The 17037-nt window shown below is 59.2% G+C and carries 11 protein-coding genes; all 11 read right to left on the bottom strand.

The features are described from left to right. Window positions 1-164: 164 nt before the first annotated feature. Window positions 165-1661: an L-serine ammonia-lyase gene (locus tag HMPREF2944_RS02615; RefSeq protein WP_053090111.1), complete on the bottom strand. Its 1497-nt coding sequence runs from the start codon at window positions 1659-1661 to the stop codon at window positions 165-167. A gap of 312 nt (window positions 1662-1973) precedes the next feature. Further along, window positions 1974-3092: a glycine cleavage system aminomethyltransferase GcvT gene (gcvT, locus tag HMPREF2944_RS02610; protein ID WP_070680192.1), complete on the bottom strand. Its 1119-nt coding sequence runs from the start codon at window positions 3090-3092 to the stop codon at window positions 1974-1976. Window positions 3093-3254: 162 nt separating this feature from the next. Continuing rightward, window positions 3255-6095 (bottom strand): aminomethyl-transferring glycine dehydrogenase, encoded by a 2841-nt coding sequence (gene gcvP / locus HMPREF2944_RS02605; RefSeq protein WP_070680189.1) that lies wholly within the window; start codon window positions 6093-6095, stop codon window positions 3255-3257. 306 nt (window positions 6096-6401) lie between these two features. Further along, window positions 6402-7625 (bottom strand): MFS transporter, encoded by a 1224-nt coding sequence (locus tag HMPREF2944_RS02600; RefSeq protein WP_070680185.1) that lies wholly within the window; start codon window positions 7623-7625, stop codon window positions 6402-6404. Between the two features lie 30 nt (window positions 7626-7655). Next, window positions 7656-8489: a respiratory nitrate reductase subunit gamma gene (gene narI / locus HMPREF2944_RS02595; protein WP_070680182.1), complete on the bottom strand. Its 834-nt coding sequence runs from the start codon at window positions 8487-8489 to the stop codon at window positions 7656-7658. Window positions 8490-8512: 23 nt separating this feature from the next. Then, window positions 8513-9253 (bottom strand): nitrate reductase molybdenum cofactor assembly chaperone, encoded by a 741-nt coding sequence (narJ, locus tag HMPREF2944_RS02590; protein ID WP_049343398.1) that lies wholly within the window; start codon window positions 9251-9253, stop codon window positions 8513-8515. Window positions 9254-9256: 3 nt separating this feature from the next. Further along, entirely contained in the window at window positions 9257-10870 is a 1614-nt protein-coding gene (gene narH, locus HMPREF2944_RS02585; RefSeq protein WP_070680179.1) for a nitrate reductase subunit beta, read from the bottom strand. After that, complete coding sequence (locus HMPREF2944_RS02580) at window positions 10870-14589, bottom strand: nitrate reductase subunit alpha (protein ID WP_070680176.1); 3720 nt, start codon at window positions 14587-14589, stop codon at window positions 10870-10872. Before HMPREF2944_RS02580 ends, narH begins: the two co-directional genes overlap by 1 nt. Before the next feature lie 76 nt (window positions 14590-14665). Then, window positions 14666-15859, bottom strand: a complete 1194-nt coding sequence (locus HMPREF2944_RS02575; protein WP_070680174.1) for a ThiF family adenylyltransferase — start codon at window positions 15857-15859, stop codon at window positions 14666-14668. Window positions 15860-15979: 120 nt separating this feature from the next. Next, window positions 15980-16504 carry a molybdenum cofactor biosynthesis protein MoaE gene (locus HMPREF2944_RS02570; RefSeq protein WP_070680171.1) on the bottom strand — a complete coding sequence of 175 codons (525 nt, stop codon included), beginning with the start codon at window positions 16502-16504 and terminating at the stop codon, window positions 15980-15982. Then, the gene (locus HMPREF2944_RS02565; RefSeq protein ID WP_049345777.1) at window positions 16494-17012 is read right to left on the bottom strand and encodes a MogA/MoaB family molybdenum cofactor biosynthesis protein; all 519 of its coding nucleotides are present in this window, start codon (window positions 17010-17012) and stop codon (window positions 16494-16496) included. Before HMPREF2944_RS02565 ends, HMPREF2944_RS02570 begins: the two co-directional genes overlap by 11 nt. Between the last annotated feature and the right edge of the window lie 25 nt (window positions 17013-17037).

The following is a 17037-nucleotide window of genomic DNA, read 5'->3' as shown; positions in this document are numbered from 1 at the left end:
AACGATACAGGAAGAAATCTATTTTGTCTACCACACCCAAAGAGCGAGTGCAAACCTGACACAGAAATGTATTTTCCACCCTGAAGAAGAACCATACACGGATGGTCGCCGGCCGGTTCTCAAGGACTCATCCTCCTGAGAACCCGCCCACTACCGCAAGGAACCTAGCACTCCACCACGTTAACGGCCAGGCCGCCCATCGAAGTTTCCTTGTAACGGTGCGACATATCCAGACCGGTCTGGCGCATCGTCTCAATCACCTGATCCAGCGACACACGGTGCATACCATCTCCGCGCAGAGCCATGCGCGCTGCAGTCACGGCGTTCGACGCGGCCATCGCATTACGTTCGATACACGGAATCTGCACCAAACCACCCACCGGGTCACACGTCAGACCCAGGTTGTGCTCCATCGCAATCTCGGCCGCATTCTCCACCTGTTCGGGGGTTCCGCCCAGCACCTGAGCCAAGCCGGCAGCAGCCATCGAGCTGGCGCTACCCACCTCGCCCTGACAACCAACCTCGGCGCCAGAAATCGAGGCGCGCTTCTTGTACAGCACACCCACGGCGGCCGAAGCCAGGAAGAAGTCCACGATCGCCTGCTCACGGGCGGCCTGGCCGCAATGGCGGATACCCGGGGTGTAGTTCATCGCGTAGTGCAGTACCGCCGGAATAATGCCGGATGCACCGTTCGTCGGGGCCGTCACCACGCGACCGCCAAAGGCGTTCTCCTCGTTCACAGCCAGAGCAATCAGGTTCACCCAGTCAATCGCAAACTCCGGAGACTTGCCGGGATCCTCCACCATCAGGTCACGGTGCCACGCACCCGCACGGCAACGCACCTTCAGCGGACCGGGCAGATACCCCACACGAGCCAGAGAGGAGCCGATGCACTCCTTCATGACGCGATAGATATGCAGGATGCCCGCGCGCACCTCCTGCTCCGTGCGTAGCGAACACTCATTCGCCATCTTCAGCTGTGCAATCGACAGGCCAGCCTCGTTCGCCATCTCGACGAGCTCGGCACCCGACCCAAAGGGGTAGGGCGGGTTCGTGAGCGAGGCACCGCCGGTAGCTTCCTCGTCTCCCTCAACGATAAAGCCACCACCAATCGAGTAGTAGGTACGCTCCAGCAGTAGCTCCTCCCCCGCAAACGCGGCAATCTTCATGCCGTTCGTATGGCGCGGAAGAACAGTCAGGGGGCGCAAAGTCATGTCAATCTCACGGTAGTGCACCACCGGGCCGTACACCTTGCTCTCCTCGCCGCCGGGAGCATTCACTCCGTACGAGGAGGAAGGATATCCGGCCAGAGGCAGGGTACCGTCAACGCTATTGCGCTCAATCATCGCTTCCGCAGCGGCGATATCAATCGTCTCGGGAACGAAGCCGCACAGCCCCTTCAACGCGGCGCTCATCGTACCGTGACCGGCACCGGTTGCCGCCAACGAACCGTACAAATCGATATGCACGCCGGTCACGCGGTCCAGCAGACCTTCATCAATCAGCTCAGCCACGAAACGATTCGACGCACGCATGGGACCCACGGTGTGGGAACTGGAGGGACCAACACCAATACTGAACAGCTCAAAAACGCTGATGTCGTAGGGAAGGGCCTCCGCCTTTTTCTGGGCGCTGCTGGGGGTGCTCTGATTAATCGCCACGTTCTGTCCTTCGAAGTCATTGCGCTCTGCGGGGCGCAGTCGCGCGGGATATCGGTTACCGAAAACTATCCGGCTCGGTATTCCACCTAATTCATATGAGGTAGTGATAATGGACAGTCCTCCTTGACTAACCGCTCTAATCCTAACGCACTTCCGAGGATGCAGAAACTAAGGTGAGGGTACGCCTCGGTTCCTCCTCTCTCCCCCGGCTGCTTCGTCTCAGTTGCCGCCCCGACACGCGAAAGGCGCCGTGTCCTCTCGGAAACACGGCGCCATTCACCTCGCGGAGGTTACCTCACGCAGTATATTTCGTTACTTTTCGCGCTTGTAGAAGGGCAGAGCCACAACGTCGAAGGGTGCACGCTTACCGCGAATGTCCACGTCGACGGTGGAGCCAAGCTCCGAGAACTCGCGGTTCACCAGAGCCATAGCAATCGGGAAGCCCAGAGTCGGGGAAGGAATACCGGAGGTAACCTCACCAATCTCATTGCCCTCGGAGTCCACCAGCTTGGAGCCGGCACGAGCAGGACGCTTCGCCTGAGCCTTCAGACCCACCAGGATACGCTTAGACTCGGACTTTGCCAGCTCGGACAGTGCCTCGCGACCCACGAAGTCGGCGGCCTTCTTCTCCAGCGCAATCTCAACCAGGCGGCCCAGGCCGGACTCGAAGGGGGTGATGTCCAGACCCAGCTCGTGGCCGTACAGGGGCATACCGGCCTCAAGACGCAGGGAGTCGCGGGAAGCCAGACCCGCGGGGGTCAGGCCAAAGGGCTCACCGGCGGCAGCCAGCTTGTCCCACAGCTCAACTGCGTGCTCGTTCGGTACGAACAGCTCGAAGCCGTCCTCACCGGTGTAGCCGGTGCGGGCCAGCAGAACGTCAACGCCGGCGATGGTCAGCGGTACGGACGCGTAGTACTTCAGCTCGCGCACGGCATTCTCGTCAGAGGCACCGGCTGCCAGCAGAATCTCCTCCGCGCGAGGGCCCTGAACAGCAATCAGGGAGGTCTGATCCGACTCGTTGACGAACTCAACGTTGAAGTCGCCCAGGCGCTCGCTCATAGCAGCGTAATCGGTGTCAATGTTGGCCGCGTTGGGAACAACCATGAACTCTTCGTCGCCCAGGCGGTAGGTAATCAGATCGTCGATAACGCCACCCTTGTCATTGACCAGGATGGAGTACTTTGCCTTGCCAACCTTCAGAACGGACATGTTCGAGACCAGAGCGTAGTCAAGGAATGCTGCGGCGTCCGGACCGGTTACACGGAACTCACCCATGTGAGAGAGGTCGAAGATACCCGCGCGGGTACGAACGGCTTCGTGCTCGGCAACGTCGTTCGAGTACTTCAGGGGCATATCCCAGCCACCGAAATCGGTGAAGGATGCGCCCAGCTTCTCGTGAACCGGGTACAGGGAGGTCTTCTTGGGGGACATTAGATTCTCCTCACGCACAGCTTTGTGCTGTTATTGCAATCATTGTGGTTATATCTCCCTCTCCGGCAGAGGACCAGGTAGGGAGCCTACCCCGCCCGTCTCGCGAGGAGACGGGCGGGGCGGGGTGAGCCCAGTGGCTACCCCTAGAGCATCAAACGCTCCTTATGCTTCCAGGTCGAAAGCCTCCATCGGGGGGCATTCGCACACGAAGTTACGGTCACCGCCGGCACCGTCAATACGACCCACCGGAGTGAAGTACTTGTTGACGCGCAGGCTCGGAACCGGGAAGGCAGCCTGGGTGCGGGTGTACGCACGATCCCACTCGTCTGCGCTGACCACATCAACGGTGTGCGGTGCGTTGCGCAGGACGGAATCCTCAACGGCGACCTTACCCTCGGCGACCTCGATGATCTCATCGTAGATGGTCTCCATCGCTTCGATGAAGCGGTCGAGCTCTTCCTTGGACTCGGACTCGGTCGGCTCAACCATCAGGGTGCCGGGAACCGGGAACGCCAGGGTCGGTGCGTGGAAGCCGTAGTCCATCAGACGCTTGCAGACGTCCTCTGCGGTCACGTGAGACTTATCGGTCAGGTGACGCAGGTCCAGGATGCACTCGTGAGCGACCAGACCGCCGGGGCCGGTGTACAGCACCGGGTACTTGTCGTTAAGCTTCTTCGCAATGTAGTTTGCGTTCAGCACCGCGTACTGCGAAGAGTCCTTCAGACCCTGAGCACCAGTCATCGCAATGTACATCCAGCTAATCGGCAGAACGCCGGCAGAACCGAAGAACGCCTGCGAAATCGGCAGTGCAGCGTCGTTGGGGAGCTTACCCTCAGAGTCAGCACGGTATGCGTCGCCGGGCAGGAACTTCGCCAGGTGCTCACGAACAGCCAACGGGCCAACACCGGGGCCGCCACCACCGTGAGGAATGGAGAAGGTCTTGTGCAGGTTCAGGTGCGAAACGTCGCCGCCGAACTTACCCGGCTGAGCGAAGCCCATCTGAGCGTTCAGGTTCGCGCCATCCAGGTACACCTGGCCGCCCGCCTCGTGAACCAGCTGGCAGACCTCAGCAACCTGCTCCTCAAACACACCGTGAGTGGAAGGGTAAGTAATCATGATGCCGGCAACCTTGGGACCGTATTTCTCGATCTTTGCCTTCAGGTCATCAACATCAATCGAACCGTCAGCAGCGGTTGCCACACCGGCAACCTTCAGACCAGCCAGAGCTGCAGATGCAGCGTTGGTGCCGTGAGCAGACAGCGGAATCAGAACGGTATCGCGCTCGTGGTCACCGTTAGCCTCGTGGAAGGAACGGATAGCGCGCAGGCCAGCGTACTCACCGGTAGCGCCCGAGTTCGGCTGCAGGGACACTGCATCGTAACCGGTAATAGCAACCAGCCAATCGCTCAGGTCCTTAATCAGCTCGTGCCAGCCCTCTGCCTGGTCATCAGGAACCAGCGGGTGGATGTTGGCGAAACCGGGCCAGGAGATGGGTTCCATCTCAGCTGCGGCGTTCAGCTTCATGGTGCACGAGCCCAGCGGAATCATAGTGCGATCCAGGGCCAGGTCCTTGTCTGCCAGGTGACGCAGGTAGCGCATCATCTCGGTCTCGGAGCGGTACTTGTGGAAGACCGGGTGCTGCATATAGTCGTCGGTACGCAGCAGGTCGGAGGGCAGGTCGTACTTCGAATCTGCCTCACCGAGGGTGCCGCCCAGAGCGGAAACTAGGGCCTTCAGCACCTCGTCGTCGTGGGACTCGCCCACCGAAATACCTACGCGGTCCTCGTCGAAGCGACGGATGTTGATACCGGCGTCCAGGGCCTTTGCGACGAGCTCATCAGCGCGGCCGGGGGCTTCTACCACGATGGTGTCGAAGAAGGTTTCGTGAGCGATGCCGTAGCCTGCAGCCTCCAGAGCGGTTGCCATACGTGCAGCGTTCGTGTGCAGGCGGTTCGCGATAGCGCGCAGCCCCTCGGGACCGTGGTACATCGCGTAAGCACCCGCGACGATGGCCAGCAGAGCCTGAGCGGTACAGATGTTAGAGGTAGCCTTCTCGCGGCGGATGTGCTGCTCACGAGTCTGCAGGGCCAGGCGGTAGGCCGGCTTGCCGGTCGGGTCCTTCGAGACACCCACCAGACGGCCCGGCATGGTGCGCTCCATGCCCTTGTGAACGGCCATGTAGCCGGCGTGGGGGCCGCCGAAGAAGAAGGGCAGGCCAAAGCGCTGGGTGTTACCAACTGCGATATCTGCGCCCAGTTCACCGGGAGACTTCAGCAGGGTCAGAGCCAACAGGTCGGCGTCCACCGTCACCAGGGCGTTACGTTCCTTAGCAGCCTTGATGAGCGGTTCGATATCACGGATTTCGCCGTCCTGGGCGGGGTAAGCCAGGATAATGCCGTACAGGTCGCCCTCGGGCAGGCCCTCGGAGAAATCAGTGATGACAAAGGGAATACCGAGCATCTCCGCACGGCCGCGGGTCACCGAAATAACCTGGGGCAGGCATCGAGAGTCAATAGCGAAGAAGCCGTTCTTCACCTTGCGGTTCGCACGGTGCATCATAACTGCGGCCTCAGCGACAGCGGAAGCCTCATCCAGCAGCGAGGAGTTAGCAATCTCCAGGCCGGTCAGCTCCATCACGGTGTTCTGGAAGTTCAGCAGAGCTTCCAGGCGACCCTGAGAAATCTCAGCCTGGTAGGGAGTGTAGGAAGTGTAGAAACCGGGGTTCTCCAGAATATTGCGGCGCAGAACAGCGGGGGTCACAGCGTCGTAGTAACCGGCGCCAATCATCTGTGCCAGGACCTTATTCTTAGCGGCGTAGCCGGCAATCTTCGAAAGAGCTTCATGCTCCGACAGCGGGGCGGGAAGCTGCAGCTCGCCGTCGAGGCGAATCTGCGAGGGGACAACAGCGTCCATCAGCGCATCCAGGGAAGAATATCCCAGGGTTTCGAGCATCTGCTCTGCGTCTGCGGAACGGGGGCCGAGATGACGATCAATAAAGGACATAGGGATTCTCCTATTGGTCGGCGCAAACCGTAGAGGGGTTACGTCGCGCTATTGCGACGAGTCGAACGCTTTAAGTGTCCCACATCTCCGCACATTTTTCTCACCATTATCACGATTTGACATACTCGGAGACGATAACTCTTCTCCTAACCCTCATATTGACGACTCGAAGGATTCTCTCGCCCCTGATACCGAACAGAGCAAGGCCCCGGTTCATTCTCCGTTACCGGAAGAACGAACCGGGGCCCCTATGAAAACAAGCTCAGATATACCTCTTACGAGGAATATCTAAATATCTTCAATGGATTACTTCTTAGCGTGATCCGGCTTGCCACCGTGCGGCACGAGGAATACCGACAGGAAGGCGAGGAACGCGGTCACGGCCAGCAGCATCAGACCGATGAAGTAGTTGTTGTGCTCCTGGTTGTAGGTTGCACCCATCACCAGCGGCGGGAAGAAGCCACCCAGCGCGCCAGTAGCAGCAATCACACCGGACACCGCACCAACGTTCTTCGGGTCAGCAACGCGACCCAACCAGCCGAAGACCGAGCCGTGGCCCAGACCCAGCAGAGCACCCATCAGGATGAAGACAGCACCGTACACGTGCTCAGCATTAGGCTGGAATGCGGTAATAACTGCCAGAATCACCACACCGCCCAGGGAGATGAAGGAGATAATCTTCGGACCGAACTTATCAGCCAGAACACCACCGAAGGGACGAGCCACCACAGCGGCAGCGGTAAAGCCAGCCGCACGCAGACCAGCGTCATTAGCGTCGAAGTGGTAGATGTTGCTCAGGTAAGTGGGCAGGTAGTTCGAGAATGCCACGAAGGCACCGAACACAACTGCGTAGAGGAAGCAGAGCTGCCAAGTGGTCTTCACCTTGAATGCGCGAATAATCTTCGGCATCAGCGGGGTGACCTCACGGCCAATGGTTGCCGGGGAATCCTTCAGGAACACGAAAGAAATCACGGCGGTTACTGCACAAATCACAGCAATCAGGATGTGAGTCGGGAAGTAACCGATACCCTGCACCAGGCGGGGGGTAGCAAATGCGGAAACCGCGGTACCCACCATACCCGCACCGAACACACCGGTCGCAAAACCCTTCTTGGAAGCGTCATACCATGCGGAACTGAAGGGAATACCCACAGCGAACACGGTACCCGCAATACCCAGGAAGAACGCCACAACAAGCAGCATGGGTAGCGAGTTCATCTGACCAGCCACGCCCACCAGCAGAACCAGCGGTGCGCTGACAGCCAGAACAATGGTGAACATAATACGACCACCGTAACGGTCGGTCAGACCGCCGGCGGGAATACGGCCGATAGCGCCGATGAAGATCGGCATAGCCACCAGAACACTGGTCATACCAGCGTCCAGGTGCATCTGCTTGGCGTACAGCTTGGCCAGCGGACCAACAATAGTCCAGGCCCAGAAGCCGATGGTCGAGATGAACGTTGCCAGCAGAACGTTAAAAAGCTGACCCTTCTTTAGGTCGTAGCTCGGTGCAGCAGGGGTGCTCATATTTCCTCTTTTGCAATATGGATATGTGTATTAGCGGTCGGCACGCTCACGCGGGAGAGTACCAATCGGGTCCCAGCCTCGACGTGCACCCACACGCTGACCGCCACGGGTGCGGTACACGGTGTAGGGGCGGAAGACGTAGTGCAGCGGCACGGTCAGTGCGTGCACCAGGCGGGTGAAGGGCCAAATAATGAACAGGACCATAGCCACAATGATGTGAATCTTGAAAGCTACAGGGATGTTCACCATCAGAGCCACCTCGGGGTGGAAGTAGAACAGCGAACGGAACCACACGGCAATGGTTTCACGGTAGTTGAAGTGAACTTCGTGGCCATTGACCGGGGGCAGACCGCCCGACGGGTTCACTGCCGAAATCAGGGTAGCCGCGGTACCGGCAAGAATCACCAGAACCAGGACGATGTACATGAAAACGTCATTGCGGGTGGTAGCCGCACGAACCTCAGAGTTCGTTGCACGGCGACCCAGCAAGATAAACATACCAACGATGGTGGCAACAGCCGCTACAGAACCTGCAACCAGCGCCACAATGTGGTAAGTCTCATCCGAAACGACGAGGTCAGTCAGGAACTTGGGGACCACCAGGCCACCAACGTGGCCCATAAAGACGGCGGCCAGGCCGTAGTGGAACAGCGGCGAACCGATGCGAAGCCACTTGCCTTCGTAAATCTGCGACGAACGGGTCGTCCAGCCATACTGGTCGGTACGGTAACGCCAAATGGTGCCGCCAATCAGAACGACCAGTGCAACATAGGGCAGAACGCCCCACAGCAGGATGTCTACGACGCCCGGGTCGGCTACAGCGTGTGCAGCGTGTTCTGCGCTCTCAGAAGCAAGTACGTACACGTGTTGTCTCCTCAGGGATAAAACTAGTTAGAACGAGCCTGCGCCTGCTGGAGCAGCTGATGATCAGCGTAACCATTCAGGCCAACAGTCTCGACGGGCGGGCCGTAGCCGGCCATCCGCTGGACCTCTTCCTGGGTCTCGGGAGAGACGCCGGGAAGGGTCGCGCAGATGCTCTGCAACAACCCGTAGTGGGGCAAGCTTCCGTCCTTCATTGCAAGACGGAGAAGCTCAAGGGAAGGACGGTACGCCTGCAGAGCCGAGCGACCCTTACGGCGATCAACCAGCGCACAGAATTCGAGCACCAGCGGCAGGTAATCCGGAAGCTCACCGTTCAAAACGGTCAGCATGCCGGAGTCGCGGTACATCTGCTTGAAACGCAGAAGGGTCTCACCGCGACGGCGAGTATCACCATCAGTCCAGTACGACAGGTGCAGGGAGTGACGACGCGAAAGATCGTATTCCTGCACGTACTCAGACTGCACGTCCTCCAGATCCTTGGAGGTAAGCCACTTCTGCATCGCATCAACAGCTGCGATGAAGGACTCGTCCTCAGTAGCCGCGGTGATGGCGACCAGTTCGGGGAGAACCTCCAGCATCTGCTCATCGGGATAGCCCAGGAGCATAGCGCTGACCTGGTAAATCACCGAGTCCTTGTCTTCGCCGGGTCCGTAGTCGATATCGAACGGATTCTCCGGCTGAGCCGGTTCCGAGGCCTGAGCCTCGGAACCGGCCTTGCCCATGAGCTTGGAAAAGAATCCAGCCACTTATTACTTCTTTCCGGTGGTATTCGGGAAGAGGCCGTCGGGGCGGGAAGAACCGTCCCAGCTGAACAAGCTGACCTTGTTGTTAGCCTCGTAGACACCGGTGGACACGGGGGTCGGGCGACCCTCCATGTCGTTGAACGCATCGCCGTACATGCCGGGTCCGCCATCCACGCTCAGGGAGCAGCCCATTTCCTCGAGGTTGTGGGCGTCCTCCATGTGAGCCTTCGGAATGACGTAACGCTCGTTGTACTTTGCGATAGCCATCAGACGGTACATTTCGTAGATCTGCTGACCGGTCATGCCAACCGCCTGGGCAATCTCCTCATTGCCTTCGCCACCGAGGTTGATGTCACGCATGTACGAACGCATAGCAGCCAGGCGACGCAGAACGTTCGTCACGACCTCGGTATCACCTGCGGTGAACAGCTCAGCCAGGTATTCCACCGGAATACGCAGAGCCTCAATAGCACCGAAGAGGTTGTTGCTGTTCTCAGCGTCGTGGCCCTGCTCCTTGAGCAGGTCGACAATCGGGGACAGCGGCGGCACGTACCAAACCATCGGCATGGTGCGGTACTCGGGGTGCAGGGGCAGAGCCACCTTCCACTCCTTGGCCAGCTTGTACACGGGAGACTTCTGAGCCGCAGTAATCCACGCATCGGGGATGTCGTTCTTACGCGCCTGCTCAATCACGGCCGGGTCGTTAGGATCAAGCATCAGCGACAGCTGAGCCTCGTAGAGATCCTTCTCGTCCGGAACCGAAGCAGCCTCGGTCACACGGTCTGCGTCGTACAGGAAGACACCGATGTAGCGCATACGACCCACGCAGGTCTCAGCACACACGGTCGGGATACCAGCCTCAATACGGGGGTAGCAGAAGGTACACTTCTCAGCCTTACCCGTCTTGTGGTTGAAGTACACCTTCTTGTAGGGGCAACCGGTGATGCACTGACGCCAACCACGGCAACGGTCCTGGTCCACCAGCACGATACCGTCCTCGGCGCGCTTGTAGATAGCGCCGGAGGGGCAGGAAGCCATGCAGGAGGGGTTTAGGCAGTGCTCACAAATACGAGGCAGATAGAACATGAAGGTCTGCTCGAACTCGAACTTAATCTTGTCCTCAGCCTTCTTGCGGACCTTCTCAACCAGCGGGTCCAGGTGACCATACTCGGTTGCACCAGCCAGGTTGTCGTCCCAGTTCATACCCCACTCGACCTTGGTGTCCTCACCGGTGATGAGGGAGACCGGCTTTGCTGCCGGGAAGTCATCACCGAGGGGCGCGGTGGTCAGGTTCTGGTAATCGTAAGTCCAGGGCTCGTAGTAGTCGCTGAGCTCGGGCTGAATCGGGGAAGCGAAGATCGAGAAGAGCTTCTGGAAGCGGTTACCGCTCTTGAGCTCCAGACGACCGCGCTTGTTCAGCACCCAGCCGCCCTTCCACTTTTCCTGGTCCTCGTAACGGCGGGGGTAACCCTGACCGGGGCGAGTCTCCACATTGTTGAACCAGACGTACTCGGTACCGGCTCGGTTCGTCCATGCCTGCTTACAGGTCACGGAGCAGGTGTGGCAACCGATGCACTTATCGAGTGCCATCACCATAGCAACTTGTGCCATAACGCGCATTAGAAAGTTACCTCCTGGGACTTACGGCGACGGATGAACGAGACGATGTCTCGCTGGTTACCGGTCGGTCCAAGATAGTTGAAGGCGAACGCCAAGTGAGCGTAGCCACCAATCATGTGGGTGGGCTTCAGCAGAATACGGGTCACCGAGTTGTGAATACCACCGCGCTTGCCGGTGATTTCAGACTTCGGGCTGACCATACGCTCCTGAGCGTGGTAAACGAAGGAGATACCCTCGGGGATACGGTGCGAGACAACCGCACGACCCACGAAGACACCGTTGGTGTTCACGCACTCAACCCATTCGCCGTCCTTGACGCCAATCTTCTCGGCGTCCTGGGGGCTCATCCAAGCGACCGGACCACCACGGAACATGCTCAGCATGTACTGGTTGTCGAAGTACTGCGAGTGGATAGCCCACTTGTTGTGCGGGGTCAGGTAGCGAACAGCAACCGAAACACCATCGGTCGTGCCGAGCTCGGGCTCGTTGTACAGACCGGTCATGTCCAGCGGCGGACGGTAAATCGGCAGGGCCTCGCCCATCTCGTGCATCCAGTCATGGTCGAGGAAGAAGTGCATACGGCCGGTCAGGGTGTGGAACGGCTTCTTCTTCTCGATGTTGACAGTGAACGGAGCGTAGCGGCGACCGCCGGTCTCCGAACCGGACCACTCGGGAGAGGTCATCACGGGCTGCGGTGCGGCCTGGGTCATGGGGAAGGTAATACGACGTTCCTCGTTACCCTCTGCCAGGTCCATCAGGTGCAGACCGGTCTGCTTCTCGAGCTCCTTGAAGCCCTTGACAGCAACCTCACCGTTAGAAGTACCCGAAATCATCATGATGGATTCGGCAATCTTCACGTCGGTGTCCAGTGCGGGACGGCCTGCGCCCTTACCGGAGTCCATCACACCAAATTCCTTAGCCATCTTGGCAACTTCGTGCTTCAGGTCGTAAGTCACGAACTTGGTGGTAGCACCGAGCTTGTCGAACAGCGGACCAACGGTGGTGTACATGTCGTACAGTGCACCGTAGTCGCGCTCGACGGTGACGAAGTTCGGCATGTTCTTGCCGGGTACACCCACCATACCGGGGGTGTTCTTCCAGTCGGGTGCGTGGCCGCCAGGCTGAGCAATCTGGCCGGGGGTGTCGTGCAGCAGCGGGACCGAAACGATGTCCTTACGGACGCCGAGGTGCTTCTTAGCCAGGCGGCTGAACTCGAACGCCAGTGCCTTGAAGGTCTCGTGGTCGGTCTTTGCCTCCCACGGCGGGTCAATTGCCGGGGAGAACGCGTGCAGGAACGGGTGCATATCGGTCGAGGAGATATCGTGCTTCTCGTACCAGGTAGCGGTCGGCAGAACGATATCGGACAGCAGGGTCGTGGAGGTCATACGGAAGTCCGAAGTGACCAGCAGGTCCAGCTTGCCCTGGGGAGCCTCGTCAACCCACTTAACTTCCTTCGGGTGGGTCTCTGCGTCTTCACCCTGGACGTTGTCCATGCTACCGACGAGGTGCTTCAGGAAGTAGCTCTCACCCTTTGCAGAGGAACCGAAGAGGTTCGAACGCCACAGGGTCAGGGTACGGGGCCAGTTGACGGGGTTGTCAACGTCCTCGACGGAGAACTCCAGGTCACCGGAGTTCAGGCGCTGAGCAATGTAGTCTGCGTTCGAGGATGCCTCGCCGCGTGCCACTGCCTGCTCTGCCTTGTCTGCCAGGTCCATCGAGTTCTCGGGGAACTGCGGGTAGAACGGCATCCAGCCCATGCGGGTGGAGCGTGCCACGACGTCAGCGGTGTGAACGTTGCGCAGCTCGCCCTTAGCCAGCGGGGACTGCAGGTAGTCGGTGGAGTATGCGTCCTGACGGAACTGGTCAGTGTGCATGTACCAGAAGCCGGTACCAATCATGTGACGCGGCGGACGGCTCCAGTCCAGTGCGTTTGCAATGTTGGTCAGACCGGTCAGCGGACGTGCCTTCTCCTGGCCCACGTAGTGAGCCCAACCGCCGCCGTTACGACCCTGGCAACCGGTCAGGTTCAGCAGGGCGAGGATAGCGCGGTATGTGGTGTCAGCGTGGTACCACTGGCAGATACCCGCACCGAAAATCACCATGGAACGGCCGCCGGAATCCAGGGCGCTCTTAGCGAACTCACGGGCAATGCGGATAACGGCCTCGGCGGGCACGGAGGTAATCGGCTCCTGCCATGCCGGGGTGTTCTGAACGCTCCAGTCGTCGTAGTCCTTAGCCCAGGTACCGGGCAGGCCCTCACGGCCAACACCGTACTGTGCCAGCATGATGTCGAAGACGGTGGTGACCTCGTGGCCCTCAACGTAGGCAACAGGCACACCACGGGTGATGACGTCGCCGTGACCCTTCGGGTCGTCGAAGGTCGGCATCTTAATCTCGACGGCAGCCGACTCGCCCTGGGGCAGGTCGCGAATCGACAGAATCGGCTTGCGGCCCTGCAGGTCCAGGTTCCACTTGCCCTGGTCCTCGGCTGCGTAGCGGTGACCCATGGTGCCGTTAGGAACGAAGACCTCACCGGTCTCGCGGTCCATCATGACAGGCTTGAAGTCGGAGTTAGCCTGCTCAGCCTCGCCAGCGAGCTTAGCTGCGGTCAGGAACTTAGAGGGAACCTTCACACCGTCTTCACGGGTCTCCAGGGTGACCAGGAAGGGAAGGTCGGTGTAGGTCAGGGAGAAGTCCTCGAAGAACTCGACACGCTGGTCGACGTAGTTTTCCTTGAGGATGACGTGGCCCATAGCCATTGCCAGCGCTGCGTCGGTACCTGCCTGTGCGGGCAGCCATTCGTCAGCGAACTTGGTGTTGTCGGCGTAGTCGGGGCTCACGGTGACAACCTTGGTACCGCGGTAGCGGACCTCGGAGACCCAGTGGGCATCCGGGGTACGGGTCAGCGGAACGTTTGCACCCCACATGATGAGGTACGCAGCGTCCCACCAGTCACCGGACTCGGGAACGTCGGTCTGGTCACCGAAGACCTGCGGGGAAGCCACGGGGAGGTCGGCGTACCAGTCGTAGAAGCTGGTCATCACGCCACCCATCAGCTGGATGTAGCGAACACCCGCGCTGAAGGAGACCATGGACATTGCCGGAATCGGGGTGAAGCCGGTGTTGCGGTCGGGACCGTAATACTTAATGGTGTGCACGTGGGCAGCGGCCATCAGCTCGAGAGCCTCAGCCCAGGTCGAGCGCACCAAACCGCCCTTACCGCGGGCGTTCACGTAGCGGGAACGCTTAGCGGGGTCGGACACGATGGAGTGGAAGGCGTCCACGGGATCGCTGTGGATAGCCTTTGCCTCGCGGTACATTTCCAGCAGGGGACCGCGAATGTAGGGGTACTTAACTCGGGTGGGCGAGTAGGTGTACCACGAGAAGGCTGCACCGCGGGGGCAACCGCGGGGCTCGTACTCGGGGCGATCGGGGCCAACCGAGGGGTAGTCAGTTTCCTGCGCCTCCCAGGTGATAATGCCGTCCTTGACGTACACCTTCCAGGAGCAGGAGCCGGTGCAGTTCACGCCGTGGGTCGAGCGAACTTCCTTATCGTGGCTCCAACGGTCGCGGTAGAAGGCGTCACCTTCGCGGCCGCCTTCACGGAAGACAGCGCGGCCGTCGTCAGTCTCGTCCCAGCGGGAGAAGAACTTACCGAACTTAATCAGCTGATCGGTAAGGGGGCCGTCCGGGCCCTTAATCTGTGATGCTTGTTCCATACTGCCAATATATCGGAAACTCAGCATAGAAAATACAGAATAAAAACCTACCCTAATTAAGAATTTAAAAGGTCATCTAAACCGTAAGCCAGGCCGAGATTCCGCCTTCGAGCATACGCACCGGACGGTCTTCCAAGGGCGCTATCTCACGTGCCGCTTCAACTGTTCGCGTATACCCGGTGCAGTAAATAACGATTTCTCCAGCGTTTGGAGGGATTTTACGCCCAATTAGCGCCTTTAAATCACCTTTTCGAGACGATTCCAGAATCTCCGTCAGGGGTAGGTTAATCGCCCCCTCTATAGCAAAAGCAGCAAATTCGACTCGTTCTCGAACATCCAAAAGGGCAATCTTTTCGCCCTCTGGCATCGTTTTAAGCTCCCGAGCACTCACCACAGAGGGGGTAGAAGGTATGGAAGAGCCAGTTAAATCATTTGGAATATTACGAATTATTACGCGATTTTGGGCCTTCTTGTTCGTTTTTTGGGGCAATTCAGGCGTTTTCTTAGGCTCAGCTTGCGCACTAGCTACAAGGGGTATATATTCCCACCTTCCACCTAATGCCGAATATAGGCCTACCTCACCTATAAGGGGGTTACCCACCCCCGTCAAAAGCTTTACAGCTTCCATCGCCATCGCGGCACCCACAACACCAGCCATAGCCCCCACGACCCCCGCGGTACTGCACGAGGGTACGCTCCCCTCAGCGGGAGCATGAGGATAAAGGTCTTCGTACACCGGGCCGTGGCCTGCCCAGAAAACACTGAGCTGCGCATCGAATCCAAGAATGGCGGCCCACACGTGAGGAATACCGGCTCGAGCTGCAGCCTCCGATACCAGGTAACGCGACTCAAAGTTATCGCTGCCATCGAGCACGAGATCTGCGCCGGCCAGCAGTTCATCAACGTTCTCAGCCGCCAGGCGTGCGCACACCGCATCAACCTGAATGTGAGGGTTCAGAGCGCGAAGAGACTCCGCCGCCGACTCAGCCTTGGAGTTGCCGACGCGAGCATACGTGTGAATCACTTGGCGGTGCAGGTTGGAAGTATCCACCCGATCGTCGTCGATCACAACGATGTGCCCCACACCTGCACCCGCCAGATATAGCAGAGAAGGAGCCCCCAGGCCGCCGGCTCCCAGCACCACCACACGCGCGCCCTTGAGTGCCAGCTGGGCCTCGTACCCCATCTCGGGCAGAATCAGCTGACGAGAGTAAAACGCACGCTCGGCATCGGAGAGTTCCTCGACATCACGTGAAGAAACATGGGACATTGCTGCAACCTTTCTGAGGTGTATTCAGCGAAGCGATACATTGAGAAAAAGAAAGCCTGCCACAGAGGATACCTCTCTGGCAGGCTTATATGAAAATATAAGAATATGTAGGATTGCGGATTAGCAGGGCGAGGTGTCCACGCCAACCCACTCGATGCTTCCATCGAGCAGCTCCTGCTCCTTCCAGATGGGTACACGAGCCTTGACTCGATCCGCCACCAGCTCGCAGGCATCGAAGGCGCGGCCGCGGTGGGCGGCTGCGACCATTACGGTCAGAGCGGACTCGCCGATGGCGATGGGGCCAACGCGGTGTACCGCCCACAAGCGCACACCGTCCAGCTCGGCAGCCACCTCGGCAGCCACCTCAGCAATGTACTCGCGAGCCTGCGGATGCGCACTGTACGACAGCCCGCGTACCGCGCTACCGTGATCGTGGTTGCGCACAATACCGTCAAAAATCACGAGGGCTCCCATGGCTTCAGTCATAACCTCGGTCTTCGCGGCGGCGTACAGGGGCTCTAGCGGAGCCTCGGTAATATCGGTGAAGATAACGGTCGAGCCGCTGGGTTCAGCGCCCTGATCACCGGAATGGTCCAGAGGAGCCTCGGCGGGAACCGCAGAATCGACCTTCGGCTTAGTGGTCATGGTAGTCCTCCATCTGGCGGCAAATGTGCTCGACCAGCGGATCAAGAGTGGTCACGCCATCCTTTACACCACCGCGCGATCCCGGCAGGGTCATCACGAAGGTACGGTCAATCACGCCGGCTACACCGCGAGAGAGAACAGCTGAAGAAACATTCTTCAGACCGTTCATCCAGAAGGCGTGCATAATACCGGGGATTTCCTTATCGAGGTGCGGGCGCACGGCCTCCACGGTCTGATCATCAGAGTTCAAGCCAGTACCACCGCTGGTCAGAATAAAAGTCGGCAGGTTACCGTTCTTCTTACCCTCGGCCACCAGGTTGTTGAAGTAATCGATAATCTCGCGGTCCTCAATCACCACGGGATCCGGGGTCTCGAAACCGCGCGAGCGTAGCCACTCCACCGCGATGGGGCCGGACTTATCCTCGTAGATACCGCGAGCCGCACGCGTCGAGGCAACAATCACCAGACCGGTCAGGTTCTCAGGCATCGTGAAATCGTCAGTGCTCATTGAATACTTTCCTCCTTTGGGACGG

The sequence above is a fragment of the Rothia sp. HMSC072E10 genome (assembly GCF_001813965.1).
GTDB classification, from domain to species: Bacteria; Actinomycetota; Actinomycetes; order Actinomycetales; family Micrococcaceae; genus Rothia; species Rothia mucilaginosa_A.
This window is presented reverse-complemented; position numbering and strand designations above follow the sequence as displayed.

Excerpts from the sequence above, each read along its gene's own strand:
- gcvT (WP_070680192.1), bottom strand. The coding sequence starts at position 3,092 with ATGTCCCCCAAGAAGACCTCCCTGTACCCGGTTCACGAGAAGCTGGGC.
- gcvP (WP_070680189.1), bottom strand. The coding sequence starts at position 6,095 with ATGTCCTTTATTGATCGTCATCTCGGCCCCCGTTCCGCAGACGCAGAG.
- HMPREF2944_RS02600 (WP_070680185.1), bottom strand. The coding sequence starts at position 7,625 with ATGAGCACCCCTGCTGCACCGAGCTACGACCTAAAGAAGGGTCAGCTT.
- narH (WP_070680179.1), bottom strand. The coding sequence starts at position 10,870 with ATGCGCGTTATGGCACAAGTTGCTATGGTGATGGCACTCGATAAGTGC.
- HMPREF2944_RS02580 (WP_070680176.1), bottom strand. The coding sequence starts at position 14,589 with ATGGAACAAGCATCACAGATTAAGGGCCCGGACGGCCCCCTTACCGAT.
- HMPREF2944_RS02575 (WP_070680174.1), bottom strand. The coding sequence starts at position 15,859 with ATGTCCCATGTTTCTTCACGTGATGTCGAGGAACTCTCCGATGCCGAG.
- HMPREF2944_RS02570 (WP_070680171.1), bottom strand. The coding sequence starts at position 16,504 with ATGACCACTAAGCCGAAGGTCGATTCTGCGGTTCCCGCCGAGGCTCCT.
- HMPREF2944_RS02565 (WP_049345777.1), bottom strand. The coding sequence starts at position 17,012 with ATGAGCACTGACGATTTCACGATGCCTGAGAACCTGACCGGTCTGGTG.